Origin of the sequence: Sphingobacterium sp. UME9 (assembly GCF_014170215.1) — a bacterium.
GTDB classification, from domain to species: Bacteria; Bacteroidota; Bacteroidia; order Sphingobacteriales; family Sphingobacteriaceae; genus Sphingobacterium; species Sphingobacterium paramultivorum.
Map to the genome: position 1 here is coordinate 211,976 of NZ_LZZP01000009.1, position 12,888 is coordinate 224,863.

Consider the following 12,888-nt stretch of genomic DNA (forward strand, 5'->3'; position numbering starts at 1 on the left):
AGCAAGCAATAACACAACAAAATATTACTGAAATTTATGAGGAAACATGTTACCAAGACCGTGATATCATTGTCATATCACAACAGACCTCACATCATTGACGAGGCATCAAACATTTCCTGTGCTGCTTTGTTATTTGTTTGTTATAGCATAGGATGAGTTATACCGTGAAGGCTAGGAAGTTGGTTCGCCTAGCCTTTTTTGACGAATAAAACCAACGTATCTGACTGATCCGCCCATCGCAATGACATAATCATTTTTTACAGAGGTTTCAATTTACACTATATTGCTTCCATGGCCCTGCAGACAATACCATCTACAATACAATCACAAATCTAGTTGACATAAATCCTACGATTTTTTATTAAATTCGTAGGAGAGAAATCTAAATTCAATAGATTATATGTTACATCCAAAAATGCGATTGATCGACATCGTCATTTAACTTTACATGCGTGAATCTTGATTTATAATACAATGAACAAGTTTGCTTTATTAGTCGGAAACGACATTAATAATATTTCACCAGGAATAAGCTGGAGTGATTTGCTACACAAAATCAAAGAAAAGTATAAAGTCAGCTCATTAGAAAATGGACAAAAACCTTTTCCTATGTTGTATGAGGAAATATTCCTGAACGCAATTCGAGAAAAACATATTAATGAAAGAGAACTTAAAACCTATATATCGGATTGCGTCTCTCAAATCAATCAAAACGAAATACACCAATTAATTCGGGATCTTTCGATCGAAAACATAATCACCACTAACTATGAATTCAGTTTAGAAGGAGAAATCGCCACAGCAAATACCGGCTTAATCCGTGAAACGACCTACAGTGTATTTCGTAAACACCAAATCGGCAACACGAGCTATTGGCATATACATGGTGACTGCCTAAATCCATCTTCCATTAACCTAGGTTATGAACATTACTGTGGCCAATTGCAAAAAATGAGGGATTATGTGGTTAATGGGACAAATTATAATTCACAAACGGTCTACAAGGCTGCATTAATTAAAAGATTAAGCCGAAAAAAGGATACTAAACTCCAATCCTGGATTGATTTATTTTTCACGCAGGATATCCACATTCTAGGTCTATCACTTGATTTTGTAGAAATAGACCTTTGGTGGCTCCTAACCTATCGCGCCAGAAATAAGTATTATAGACGAAGCGCCTTTATTGAAAATCAACTCTTTTATTATATAACTAAAAAATGGTATGCACTCTCCAAAGATAAAATGCAATTACTTCAAGCAAACGATGTTGAAATTGTCGTTATTGACGAAACCAATAAAACTAAATACTACAAGAAAGTCCTCGCAGGAATAAAAAATAGATATAAGCTACCCAGCAAAATTTTAAGTTGAACCACAGAGCAATTCATAGATTTTCAACTTGTTATCATGTCATTAATAGAAAAAGAATTTCGCGCTGTCAAACTAAACAAATTTACATTAAGCATTGAAAGCTTTCTGAATAGTCTATTCTTTAGGAAAACAAAGTTTATACTTACCAAACCCTTTTCAGCAATAAAATTGAAAAGTGAAATTAGCCATGTAGTTTATTTAAACTGGATGGTACCTCTCGCCAAAATTAGACAATTCGTCCCCTCAGGAATTGCCCTCGATCTTGTCGGTGACCATGTTTTATTTTCAGTGCTAACTTACCGCCATGGCCATTTCGGCCCTGCAAAACTATATCATTTAAAATCCTTATATGGGTCACCTCTACAGAGTAATTGGAGACTTTACATCAGTCAAACCCAAAAGCAATTTAAAGTGCCTACAGTCCTATTTCTCGCAAATGTAATGAGTAGCCAGATCTATTGCATCGGTAGTCGTTTATTCAGTAGCATGATGTATACACATCAACCTTTGGCTTTCCAACATAACCATATCGGCGTTCAAACTCACACCAAAATAATCCCGGGAAGAAGCAATGCACCAGACTTGGAGGTTGTTTGCCACCCCTGTGATCACTGGAATATTCCAAGTCAATTTCTCCATCTGTCGAAAGATATCAATCAACTCCTGAATAAAATAATTATTCAGGACCAAGCCTTAACTCCACTGGACAATGGCCTATTCCGACAGGCGAATATTGCGTTAAAGTTCGATCCAAAAGACATAAGACCTTTAAAAATTGATTTCTTTAAAAGCGAAACATTAGCTGATATTGTTCAGCATGAAAAGTGTTTTGCTTTCGAAATACCGGCGGTCTCATTTTTTATGAATCACGAAAAAACAATAAAATTATGAACTTTATCGATTTTAGTATAGCTGTATTGCTCGCGAACGCGATGCCCCATTTTATTTTTGGAATAACAAAAGTTCGCTTCTTGGGGCTTTTTGGTTATACGGCAACGGCAAATATTTGTTATGCACTATGCCAATGTATAGTCGGAATCGGTCTGTTTCATCACAAATACGGGCTAGATAAACTTTTTAGCAATGGTTTTGCACTTGGCAGCACATTAGTTCTAATACTTTATTTTATTTTCGGCAGCTTACTGCTTGTGAAGTTCCAGAAAAAATAAATATTCTTTTTCTGGAAACTCCCTTTGTTGCTCCATACAGCTTTAGGCAATTTAAGGTTGTTAATCTCCCGATGGATGGGTAAAAAATTCCAACATGGCAGATAAAGCAGTAGCCGAATGCATGCGATCACTATTTTCCAATGTATCCTGTGTTGCTTCTGCCCCCCTTCTTATCATATCTTTTTCAAAATAAGATAATGCTTCCAGCAAAGATTCATGTTTCCCATTTGTCAGGCATTCAGCCAACTCGAAGGCATCCTGCATTGCTACATTCGCCCCCTCACCAGCAAATGGCGGCATGCGATGAGCTGCATCTCCGATCATTGTAAGGTTAGTCTGTGTTTCCCAGTGTTGATCAAGAGCAAAATAATATTGGGGACGGGGTATAAACTGTACATTGTCATTCACAAAAAACTCATCCCAAACCGTGGTCCATCCAGGGAAATGATCTTTAAACCATTGCGATACTTGCTTATTGTCCTTAAAATCAATTCTAGCCTTATTATAATCATCTTCTAGAATCTTTGTACTTGCAACAAACATCATTGAACCATCACCTTTTGTACCATATCCGATAAATTGTTCCGCTCCAAAAGCCATCACTTTACCACCGTTAGCCAATTTAAAAAGATGAGGAGCATTCTTTTCAGCATCATAGATATTTCCCTCAACCAATGTAATTCCCGAATATATAGGCGTTAGATGACTTAAGTAAGGACGTACTCTTGAATTTGCCCCATCTGCTGCGATCACCAGATCGGCATATGCATCCACTGCATGTTTAAAATGCAACAACCAACCTTCACCATATCTTTCCATTCCAACGAATTGACTATCCCAAACAACGGTATGCGATTCCAAAGCATTCAATAAGATATCTCGCAAAGGGGCTCGGTCTATTTCCGGCCGATTTTCGGCGACTGACTGCTCTTCATCATGGTCATCAAATTTTACGATGAGATCCTGATCAACGATACGCAGCTTACTCGCAGTCGGTCGATGATATTTATAGAACTCTTCTATTAATCCTGCGCGTTTCATCGCTTCAAGTCCCGTCCCTTCATGAAGATCCAAAGTAGAGCCCTGTACACGAACTTCAGGATTTAAATCCCGCTCATAAACGGCTACATCAGCCCCCTTTAACTGTAATAATCGAGCTAACGTAAGGCCTCCAATTCCACCGCCAATTATGGCTATTTTTTTATTTTCTATTAACATCTTATTTGTTTTAAAATTCATAAAACAAAACTATTGAGATGTAAGCGATGATAATAGTATAAATCGGTCGTTTTTATTTTTTAACAGCTCTTTGGGAACTACTCCCGAAAATTTCTTAATCTCTTTAATAAAATGAGTCTGATCGAAAAAATGTTCCTCTGGAAAAAGTTTCCCTTTTGCAATGTGATCCAATGAGGACCTAAAACGTAAAATATTACAGTACGACTTTAAAGAAAGTCCAAATTGCTGATTAAAATAACGATTGATTTGCCTGCTGTTCCAAAAAATCTGTTCGGAGAGTTCGGCAACTGAAATCGCTCCCTTACGCTGATAGATCAGTTCAAATAATTTACGCTTTCGCTCATCAATCATAGAAGGAAGAAGTGACTTAATAATTTGTACAGATTTAACAACAAATAACTCAAAATCAACTAAATCCAATTCACAAAAACCCCAAAAATCAGTCGAAAGAAACTTACCCGTATTGATGATACCGGCAATACTTTCTTTTAAAATATACTCCGCCCCAAGCAATTTAAAGCTGATACAAAATAGTTGTCCGTCAATAGGAATAGTCGCTTCTTCATGGGGCATTGTTCCTAGACCAAGTAAAACGATCCGAAAGTTATCTACAGAAGATTTGAAAAGAAACAAATCAACACGTCCATCTGGCAAACCGATGGTTTCCTTTATAACGCCAGATTCATTACGCAAACACCAAAAGCTATCCACAAAACTTGCGATCGCTTCATCAGGTTTAACTATTGTATATTGTAGGCCATCTTCCATCATCAATTGTCCTTATCATTCATATTTTGAGTATGCTAATTGATATAACAACATAAAATTAACGATTAAATCTTAAGTTTACTTATTGTCTAAAACCTGAACAATAAGGTCTTGACTTCATCACCAACGAACTTATTTCCCCGACTAAGCCACAAGATGATGAAACAATGAATAACTTGCGCTACGCAACCGTTCTTTCGTACTGAAAACGATTGGCTGTTAAAGTCAATGAAATTACACGTTCAAATCTTTCCCAATTGATGGATTAAACAAGGGGTACAAGGACGGATTCCACATCATAAATACAAGTCAAAAAGACATTTATAAATCAGAAAACCAAATATTTACGACATATAAAATATTTTTTAAAATCGATTTTGAGAAATAAAAAAAATAGATCATTTTTACTATCATTTAGCTAAGATTAACAGGGAAAGTAAGACCGTAAGGTACTATCATTTATTTTTTATTGATTCTATATGTCATTTAAGAGAATTGCCTATTTCTTTTCGGGATTTTTGTTATTTATTGGTTGTAAAAGAGATATTCATCCAGGAATTGTACCACCTGATCCCGAAGTCATTGAAAAAGATAAATTACCCATTCCTACAGGTTTCACAAGTGATCTAGGTTCAATAAAAATTAATACAATTGCCAATGCAAACCAACCCGGCGAAGAATTCCCAGGCTGGATACGCGATATCTCTGGCAATAGTGCGAGTTATTGCCACCCAGATGTTGAATATTTCCCTGCCGGTTTCAAAGGATACAAATATTGGATGGTATTTACGCCATATTTTGGCATAATCGGGTCAGACCGTACCGCCTCACTCTATGAAAATCCGACTGTGGTAGTTTCTAATGATGGAAAAGAATGGATTACTCCGGTAGGATTAATAAATCCTATTCAACGACGTCCGGCACTAGAAGATTCTTTCATCCAAAAGGACGGCAGCCCTAATCAAGGTTATTGGTCCGATGTAGACTGGAATTTCAACGGTGAGGAATTCGAACTATATTATAGAGGTTGCTTTTTCTCAAGCAAAATTTTAAAAAAATGGGGCGCCAAAAGCGCAAACAACAATAAAAAATTAAATGAAGAAGCTGAACGGGTTATTGTAAGACAAACATCAAAAAATGGAATTGACTGGACACCGCTGGAACTCGTGTATAATAGTAATGAACCTACATCTTTCCAAGATAACCATATCCTTTCACCAACATTTGTGAGAAATTCGAAAAACCTAACGACGAGTTACGAAGTGGATTTCATGCCAAGCTACAAAGCACCAATTATGACCAATATCCTATCGCGTATTTCTACAAATGGCTTAGATTTCACCGCTTATCGCGACAGTAAGAAAGTTGAATTTATGAATAAACCTTGGCTAGAATTCAGCAAGGGATATTCGACTTGGCATCTGCAAGGCTCCTATATTGATGGATACTATTTTCTATGTCTGGCAATTGGAAACGTCGATCGATTTACCTCAGATATGAATTATCTAGCCTATTCAAAGGATGGTCTACACTTTCGCGTCTTCGAAAAACCTTTAGCTGCGGCCAATGTATACCGCTCTTCTGTATTCCAAAAGACCTCTTCCTCAAAAAGCATTGAATTTGGTGCTGTAATTGGTTATAAGTCTGGAGCCTTTGGCTATCGTGAATTCACCATCAACAAACAGGTACTGGAAGATGGTTTAAAATAAAACACCTATATTTAGGTTCAAAATCATTTCGATGGAGTTATTTCCGACAATAGATATTCAAGAATTTAGAAAAGACCAGCTTGCAGGTAATCAAGGATATTTATACTCAGAATTACGTGGTGAACATCATATAGCGCGTCCACATCAACATCACTTTTTTTTATTGGTTCTTTTTGACCAAGCAGAAGGTGTCCATACGATTGATTTTAAAGATTATCACATTGATCGTCATCAAATCCATATCCTGTTTCCAAAACAAGTTCATAGCTGGAAATTAGGGGCCAATACAACTGGTTTCCAATTGATGGTTGATAGAGAATACTTCGAGAAATTTTCACCCAATTTCCGTTTTTCATTCGCTTACTATCAACGTAATCCTGTTATCTCACTCTCCAACGAAACATTTGCTCTACTTTATTATGAATTTAATGCGATAAGAAAAGAACTTGAGGACCACAATTGCGTTCCTGCTATTATCTATTCTCGCACAGCTGTGATCGCATCGATACTAAGCAAAGAGGTACAAAAGGTAGTCCAAAATGAACAAAATAATGAATCCAATCCACGTCTCTTAAAGTTACAGGAGTTAATTGATATCCATTTTCGGCATGAGAAGTCGGTATCTTTCTATGCGAAAGAACTTAATATATCCACCCCGCACCTTACTAAAATCTGCCGTCAAAAGCTCGAAGTATCTCCAAGCCAGCTCATTCAGCAACGAACTATCTTGGAAGCAAAACGATTGTTAAAAGCAACCGATCTATCTATCAAAGAAATTTCGTTCAAACTTGGTTTCGTCGACTCTCCTTACTTCTCCAATTTCTTCAAACAACATACAGGTCTGAATCCAAAGCAATTTAGAACGGACTGAGGTTCGCCAATACCTAGCATAAACTAAATTTTGCTCCAATACTTCTTCGTTAAAAATAAACAGCAAGTCCATTTGCGAAACAAAAACTTGTTATTTTTACATAAAAACACCATTATCAATGATTTCTGAGCTTATTAACCTTGTAATGGACACAACTCTTTTCATCTTTGGCCGAGGCTCCAGTAACGAACGGCCAGAGAAAGAAAAAATAATTTCAAATTTGTGCCCCCCTTTGACGCTAGTTACTGCTTTGGTTGTTACGCTACTTCGCCACAGTCGGATTGCACCAATTGATTTCTTTTGGATTATACCTGTTAGTTTATCAATGGGTTTTATCCTACTTTTTATCCCGCTTCGACTACGCTGAATAGCACCATGGAGAATCGCGACATACATCAAAGCTTCTCTTAGTTTTTCCTGCTTAGTTTGGATTGCAATTCTTATTTTTATATTTTGACTTTAACGCGCTAAAAATGGCAATAAAAGATATTAAAATTGTAAAAACTGAAATTCTATCAGACAACTGGTACACTTTAAAAAAAGTGACTTATCAATACAGCAAACCCGATGGTACGGTACAGCAACAAAGCCGAGAAGCTTATGATCGTGGCAATGGAGCTGTCATTTTACTCTATAATACCAGTACTCAAACAGTCATATTAACAAGACAATTTCGAATACCCACCTACATCAACGGAAATGAATCAGGCATGCTTATCGAAGCTTGTGCAGGTCTACTTGATCAAGATTCTCCCCACGACTGTATAAGAAGGGAAACAGAAGAAGAAACAGGCTATCAGATCAAGGAAGCAAAAAAGATATTTGAAGCTTATATGTCTCCAGGTTCTGTAACTGAAATTCTACATTTTTTTATAGCAGAATACACTAATAACATGAAAGTTGGCGATGGCGGTGGTTTAGAAGAAGAGGAAGAGCATATTGAAATTCTAGAAATCAATATCGAAGAAGCACTACATATGATTGATACAGGTGAAATCAAAGATGGAAAAACCATTATGCTACTACAATATATTCGTTTAAAAAATATACTGTAGACGCCTATTTTAGATGATTAGGGCTAGTGATTAACTTTCTCAAAGATAAACTTTGGGTCTTGGAAATTGACGGTTGAAGGTATATAATGTGGAATTCCCATATACACTTGCTCCGCTCCTGTACCTAAAATATACAGAGACCCTTTTTTTAATAAAACAAAGGGTCTTCTTTTTTTCTGTCCCCAGCCAAATGGCGTATAATAATAGTCCCCAAGCAATGTGTCTTTTTGGATATTGCCGCGAATATCTCCTGAATCAACCTCGCCTCCAGGTCTATAAAAGAACAATTTACCATGAAAACGGCTCTCAAAAAGATTAAGATCCAAACGGGCACTATCCCGTTCACTATGCGCAATATAACTCAATACTTTAGTATCTCGCCTCCGCTCTTCACAGCTTATCAACAGCAGAGCCGAAAAAATAAAATAAACAGCAATCGAAAATAAACGCATTTTTCTTTTGATCTACGATAATTAACCCTGCCTCAAGATAAACACAAAATTCAACAATACACAAGGAAATTGACATAAGATGCTTTTTCCAAACTCGATTTACTTAGATTCTCTATATAAGAGAACTTAATGCGACCTACACTTCACCAAATCTCCTATTTTTTTCCTTCCATTCAACATAGTTCGCTTTTAAGCAGTGCCCACAAGGACGATATTGATGCTGTAGCGCTTCTTGCTCAGTGGCAAAAAAGCCCCTGTTCTCCCGCTTCATCCTTTTTCCCGAAATACAACAAAGCAATCCATAAATTTTTAGTTTTTCATTGCCTCCTAAGCGAATTTCTCCCGTTCGAATCTTGGCGTGCAATGAAGCATCTGATATATTTTTATGCCATTCCATTGTGCGGGTTTTATCTCTCGGCGTCGTGAAAAATAATACCCAACGCATGACGTTCACCAGAAGTAACCTCACTCACACCATGCTTCATATTTACCCTAAAGTATCCCATCTTACCTTTTTCGGGTTTAAAATTTGTTGCAAATAGGACGAGATCACCTTTTTTAGGTTTCAAAACAACAGCCTTTGACTGCGCTCGAGGTATTTGTTGCGTTAGGACAAATTCCCCCCCTGTAAAATCTATTTCTGGCTCGTTCAACATAAACACCGCTTGCATCGGAAAATAGATTTCTCCATATAAGTCCTGATGTAGGGTATTGAAACCTCCTTGACTATATTTCAAAATCAATACTGTTGCCTGTTCTTGTTCTTTCAAGCGGCAATCCGTCAAAAGGTCTTCATGTTTCATCGAAAACGACTTATCGACTTTCAGCGCGCGAAACCAAGCATTAGCAATGACGGCCAGATGGGGATAAAGTTGGGATCGAATTGTTTGAATCAACTCTGGTAGTGGGTAGTCAAAATATTTGTACTCTCCTATTCCGAATCGATATCTCTCCATAACGACAGTTTTACGGTAGAGCGTCGAATCGCTATACCCTTTTTTTAATAGATCGCATTGTAAATCTGTCAATAGATTTGGAATGACCACATAACCATGTTTATGCATTTCTTCTGTAATCGCAGGCCAATCTAGATTTTCTATGTTTTGAATGACATTTTCCATACCACGAATCTCCACATTAAAGTCCTGTCAAAAAATCCGAAATATGCTAAAAATGATGTATCATAAAAGGAACGTGAACATTTATAGCTCAAGACAATCCATATCAAAAAAAACTAGCCATTTCCAACATTAATCACGATTTTTTCTGCCAAGGCTTTAAGCTGAACCATATCAGCATAGTCGAGCTTTAAGGCTTCAAAAATCTGCATGGGAACACAGCTCGCCTTTTCCTTTAATTGCAATCCTTGTGCGGTAAGCTGTACTTTCACCACCCGTTCATCTTCTTTGCTTCGTGTCCGGGTAAGCAATGCTTTAGTCTCCAAACGTTTCAACAGTGGCGTAAGCGTTCCATTATCTAGAAATAGCTTAGCCCCCAATTGATTTACTGTTTGCTCATCATTCTCCCATAAAGCCATCATGGTGATATACTGGGGATAGGTCAAGTCAATCTCTTCAAGGATAGTTCGATATTGCTGCATAATTTCCCTATGTAGCACATAGACTGAAAAGCAAAGCTGCTTATCTAATTTTAATAAATCATCCATCTTACAAAGATATTGAGTTTTTAAGGGATTGAAAAACAGTAATCAACTATTTGTACTCAACAACAAAATCTTCCTTGGGTACTCGAACTTTCTTCATTGTTGAAATCCAATCCCGGGAACTGTCTGCGACACCAACATACATTAACGAGACACTTTTTAATCCGTGTTTCTCCAATTGCAATACCGCATCCACCACATGGCTATCGAAGCCTTCTGCAGGGGTAGAATCGACACGAAGTTCAGCTGCCTGAGCCAAAGCCAAACCTAAGGCTATATAAGTCTGTCTTGCCGTGTGCGCAAAATTTCTTTCTGCTGCTTCATTCAGATAAATTGACTTTAACTTCTCGGTATAGGAACCAAAACGTCCACGAGGTAGTTCTCGTTCATCCGTTGTAAAATCATAAACTTTATCAATACGTTCTTCCGTATAACGATCCCATGCAGCGAAAACAAGCACATGTGAACATTCACGCATACAGTCTGGATTTAGTGCTCCTTTTGCCAATTCTTCTTTCAATGCCTGATTTTCAACAATCAATATCTTAAATGGCTGTAAGCCCGAAGAAGTAGGTGCAAAACGAGCAGCCTCCACGATTTTGTCTACATTTTCCTGACTAACTTTTTTTGTCGGATCATATGCTTTCACAGCATGACGCCATTTTAAATCTTCTATTAGTGACATATAATTATTTAATTATTTTAAGAAAATCATGGATAATATTGCTAACAATGCAGGAACTCCTTGTACAAAAAATATCTTTTTGCTCGCTGTGATTCCACCAAAAACCCCAGCCACTAGGACACAGCCTAGAAAAAACAGGCGTACATTTCCACTCCAGACCGGATCATTGATAAAAAAGGACCAAGCTAAACCCGCAACTAAAAAACCATTGTATAAGCCTTGATTTGCGGCAAGTCCTTTGGTCGGTTTGAAAAGCTCAGCAGGGAGAGCCTTGCCAAAACTACGTTTTCCTGCAGTTTCCCAAGCAAACATTTCCATCCATACAATGTATACATGTTCTAAGAGTACGAGCGCTGTCAGCACATTAGCCAAGTTATTCATCTATTATTCGTTAGTTGATACAGTCAATTTAACATCTATATTACCCCTTGTTGCATTTGAGTAGGGACAAACCTGATGTGCTTTTTCAATCAATTGCTGGGCGACTTCCAAACTCACTCCCGGAATATTGGCATGTAATTCTGCTGCAAGACCAAAGCCTCCATTTTCCAATTGCCCTATGCTCACACGAGCAGTGACAGAAGTTTCTCCCGTTTTTACCTTTTCTGATCTGATCACCAAATTCAAGGCACTATCAAAGCAGGCGGCATAACCGGCAGCGAAAAGCATCTCTGGGTTAGCATAATCGTCATTTGCTCCACCAAGACCTTTAGGCATGCGAACCGCTAAATCCAGTACACCATTTTCACTTGTTACCTGACCGTTTCGTCCTCCTTTGGCTGTCGCGCCGATGTTATATAACGTTTTCATATCTTAATTTGTTTTGACTGCACAAATGTATATCAAGAAATTATATTGTGCAAAATATAATATTGCAATTTACATTAAGATGAGAATAGCGAAATCCAAAGATATCACCGTAAGTTTTGAATTTAATATAAAACAATTACATTTGATTATTGCAAATAGATTTTAAATGAAAACGACTTCCATAGAACAGTTTTATCAGGAGATCAATGCCGGTATTCCAAAGGAAATAGCAAGAGAAATTGGTCATTTTAATGTATTCAGCTTTGAGGAGCTTGCGGCTAAATTAAAAGACAAACCGGTCATGCCCTACAATAAGCGTACCTACTACAAAATAAGCTTAATCACAGGGAAAAACATAGCCGAATATGCCGATAAGGTAATCGAAATTGATGAATCCGCGCTTGTATTTGCCACACCGAAAGTTCCTTACCATTGGATACCAAAGGACGAAGATCAAAGAGGTTATTTTTGTGTTTTCACCGATGAATTTCTAGCAAGGAATAAAAGTGGTGTGATCATAGATGATCTGCCGATCTTTCAACCTGGAGGACTTCCTATTTTTCAAATATCACCTGAGCAACGAATTGAAGTAGAGGAAATTTTTCTAAAAATGAATAAAGAGCTATCTTCAGATTACGTCTTTAAATATGATCTACTGCGAAATTATGTACTGGAAATTATCCACTATGGGCAAAAACTCCAGCCAAAGAGTATGACGAATCCAACGTCTAATGCCTCAAATAGAATCACATCTCTATTTATAGAATTACTAGAAAGGCAATTCCCCATTGAATCCCCAATGCAACGCCTACAACTACGAACAGCTAATGATTTTGCGGAACGGCTTGCCATACATGTCAACCACCTGAATAAAACCCTAAAAGAAAATACAGGTAAAACAACAAGCCATGTCATTGCCGCAAGGATCGTACAGGAAGCTAAAATATTGCTACGACAAACCGATTGGAACATTTCTGAAATCGCATTTTCACTTGGCTTTGAAGAGATAGCCCACTTTTCAAATTTTTTCAAAAAACAGACAGGTTTGGCACCAAACAATTTCCGCTCTCAAACGTTATAATTTGAATTTTAC

At 37.3% G+C, this 12,888-nt stretch carries 15 protein-coding genes; 6 read left to right on the top strand and 9 right to left on the bottom strand.

Going from position 1 to position 12,888, the window contains the following annotated elements; genetic code table 11:
- Positions 1-462: 462 nt before the first annotated feature.
- Together A9970_RS14175 and A9970_RS14180 are read left to right on the top strand one after the other, a co-directional pair.
- A complete protein-coding gene (locus tag A9970_RS14175; protein WP_259655400.1) occupies positions 463-1,374 on the top strand; it encodes an SIR2 family protein in 912 nt (303 codons plus the stop codon).
- Between the two features lie 36 nt (positions 1,375-1,410).
- Positions 1,411-2,265, top strand: a complete 855-nt coding sequence (locus tag A9970_RS14180; RefSeq protein ID WP_182982766.1) for a DUF2071 domain-containing protein — start codon at positions 1,411-1,413, stop codon at positions 2,263-2,265.
- 338 nt (positions 2,266-2,603) lie between these two features.
- Here A9970_RS14180 and A9970_RS14185 read toward each other — a convergent pair whose 3' ends face one another.
- Together A9970_RS14185 and A9970_RS14190 are read right to left on the bottom strand one after the other, a co-directional pair.
- Positions 2,604-3,761: an NAD(P)/FAD-dependent oxidoreductase gene (locus A9970_RS14185; RefSeq protein ID WP_182982767.1), complete on the bottom strand. Its 1,158-nt coding sequence runs from the start codon at positions 3,759-3,761 to the stop codon at positions 2,604-2,606.
- Between the two features lie 30 nt (positions 3,762-3,791).
- The gene (locus tag A9970_RS14190) at positions 3,792-4,553 is read right to left on the bottom strand and encodes an AraC family transcriptional regulator (protein ID WP_259655401.1); all 762 of its coding nucleotides are present in this window, start codon (positions 4,551-4,553) and stop codon (positions 3,792-3,794) included.
- Between the two features lie 476 nt (positions 4,554-5,029).
- Here A9970_RS14190 and A9970_RS14195 point away from each other — a divergent pair, with 476 nt between their 5' ends.
- The 3 genes from A9970_RS14195 to nudK all read left to right on the top strand — a co-directional run bounded on the left by A9970_RS14195 (position 5,030) and on the right by nudK (position 8,185).
- Positions 5,030-6,259, top strand: coding sequence for a hypothetical protein (locus A9970_RS14195; RefSeq protein ID WP_182982768.1), 1,230 nt, complete (start codon positions 5,030-5,032; stop codon positions 6,257-6,259).
- Between the two features lie 31 nt (positions 6,260-6,290).
- Positions 6,291-7,130 (top strand): AraC family transcriptional regulator, encoded by an 840-nt coding sequence (locus A9970_RS14200; protein ID WP_159729756.1) that lies wholly within the window; start codon positions 6,291-6,293, stop codon positions 7,128-7,130.
- Between the two features lie 473 nt (positions 7,131-7,603).
- Positions 7,604-8,185 (top strand): GDP-mannose pyrophosphatase NudK, encoded by a 582-nt coding sequence (nudK, locus tag A9970_RS14205; RefSeq protein WP_159729758.1) that lies wholly within the window; start codon positions 7,604-7,606, stop codon positions 8,183-8,185.
- Between the two features lie 23 nt (positions 8,186-8,208).
- Here the strand turns inward: nudK and A9970_RS14210 are convergent, their stop codons facing one another.
- The 7 genes from A9970_RS14210 to A9970_RS14240 all read right to left on the bottom strand — a co-directional run bounded on the left by A9970_RS14210 (position 8,209) and on the right by A9970_RS14240 (position 11,795).
- Complete coding sequence (locus A9970_RS14210) at positions 8,209-8,637, bottom strand: hypothetical protein (RefSeq protein ID WP_159729760.1); 429 nt, start codon at positions 8,635-8,637, stop codon at positions 8,209-8,211.
- A gap of 136 nt (positions 8,638-8,773) precedes the next feature.
- Positions 8,774-9,034 (bottom strand): Ada metal-binding domain-containing protein, encoded by a 261-nt coding sequence (locus A9970_RS14215; RefSeq protein WP_182982769.1) that lies wholly within the window; start codon positions 9,032-9,034, stop codon positions 8,774-8,776.
- 10 nt (positions 9,035-9,044) lie between these two features.
- On the bottom strand, positions 9,045-9,758 hold the full coding sequence (locus A9970_RS14220) for a 2OG-Fe(II) oxygenase (RefSeq protein ID WP_182982770.1): 714 nt from the start codon (positions 9,756-9,758) through the stop codon (positions 9,045-9,047).
- A gap of 113 nt (positions 9,759-9,871) precedes the next feature.
- Positions 9,872-10,303: a MarR family winged helix-turn-helix transcriptional regulator gene (locus A9970_RS14225; RefSeq protein WP_182982771.1), complete on the bottom strand. Its 432-nt coding sequence runs from the start codon at positions 10,301-10,303 to the stop codon at positions 9,872-9,874.
- 46 nt (positions 10,304-10,349) lie between these two features.
- Positions 10,350-10,985 (bottom strand): nitroreductase family protein, encoded by a 636-nt coding sequence (locus A9970_RS14230; RefSeq protein WP_182982772.1) that lies wholly within the window; start codon positions 10,983-10,985, stop codon positions 10,350-10,352.
- A gap of 12 nt (positions 10,986-10,997) precedes the next feature.
- Complete coding sequence (locus tag A9970_RS14235) at positions 10,998-11,366, bottom strand: DUF1304 domain-containing protein (RefSeq protein WP_145327696.1); 369 nt, start codon at positions 11,364-11,366, stop codon at positions 10,998-11,000.
- 3 nt (positions 11,367-11,369) lie between these two features.
- The gene (locus A9970_RS14240) at positions 11,370-11,795 is read right to left on the bottom strand and encodes an organic hydroperoxide resistance protein (RefSeq protein WP_182329893.1); all 426 of its coding nucleotides are present in this window, start codon (positions 11,793-11,795) and stop codon (positions 11,370-11,372) included.
- A 166-nt stretch (positions 11,796-11,961) separates the two neighbouring features.
- Here A9970_RS14240 and A9970_RS14245 point away from each other — a divergent pair, with 166 nt between their 5' ends.
- Complete coding sequence (locus A9970_RS14245; RefSeq protein ID WP_182982773.1) at positions 11,962-12,876, top strand: AraC family transcriptional regulator; 915 nt, start codon at positions 11,962-11,964, stop codon at positions 12,874-12,876.
- The last annotated feature ends 12 nt before the right edge of the window (positions 12,877-12,888 follow it).

What these genes read in the sequence shown, in the direction of transcription:
- A9970_RS14180 (WP_182982766.1), top strand. Translation starts at nt 1,411, where the DNA reads ATGTCATTAATAGAAAAAGAATTTCGCGCTGTCAAACTAAACAAATTT.
- A9970_RS14185 (WP_182982767.1), bottom strand. Translation starts at nt 3,761, where the DNA reads ATGTTAATAGAAAATAAAAAAATAGCCATAATTGGCGGTGGAATTGGA.
- A9970_RS14190 (WP_259655401.1), bottom strand. Translation starts at nt 4,553, where the DNA reads ATGATGGAAGATGGCCTACAATATACAATAGTTAAACCTGATGAAGCG.
- A9970_RS14195 (WP_182982768.1), top strand. Translation starts at nt 5,030, where the DNA reads ATGTCATTTAAGAGAATTGCCTATTTCTTTTCGGGATTTTTGTTATTT.
- A9970_RS14200 (WP_159729756.1), top strand. Translation starts at nt 6,291, where the DNA reads ATGGAGTTATTTCCGACAATAGATATTCAAGAATTTAGAAAAGACCAG.
- nudK (WP_159729758.1), top strand. Translation starts at nt 7,604, where the DNA reads ATGGCAATAAAAGATATTAAAATTGTAAAAACTGAAATTCTATCAGAC.
- A9970_RS14210 (WP_159729760.1), bottom strand. Translation starts at nt 8,637, where the DNA reads ATGCGTTTATTTTCGATTGCTGTTTATTTTATTTTTTCGGCTCTGCTG.
- A9970_RS14215 (WP_182982769.1), bottom strand. Translation starts at nt 9,034, where the DNA reads ATGGAATGGCATAAAAATATATCAGATGCTTCATTGCACGCCAAGATT.
- A9970_RS14220 (WP_182982770.1), bottom strand. Translation starts at nt 9,758, where the DNA reads ATGGAAAATGTCATTCAAAACATAGAAAATCTAGATTGGCCTGCGATT.
- A9970_RS14225 (WP_182982771.1), bottom strand. Translation starts at nt 10,303, where the DNA reads ATGGATGATTTATTAAAATTAGATAAGCAGCTTTGCTTTTCAGTCTAT.
- A9970_RS14230 (WP_182982772.1), bottom strand. Translation starts at nt 10,985, where the DNA reads ATGTCACTAATAGAAGATTTAAAATGGCGTCATGCTGTGAAAGCATAT.
- A9970_RS14235 (WP_145327696.1), bottom strand. Translation starts at nt 11,366, where the DNA reads ATGAATAACTTGGCTAATGTGCTGACAGCGCTCGTACTCTTAGAACAT.
- A9970_RS14240 (WP_182329893.1), bottom strand. Translation starts at nt 11,795, where the DNA reads ATGAAAACGTTATATAACATCGGCGCGACAGCCAAAGGAGGACGAAAC.
- A9970_RS14245 (WP_182982773.1), top strand. Translation starts at nt 11,962, where the DNA reads ATGAAAACGACTTCCATAGAACAGTTTTATCAGGAGATCAATGCCGGT.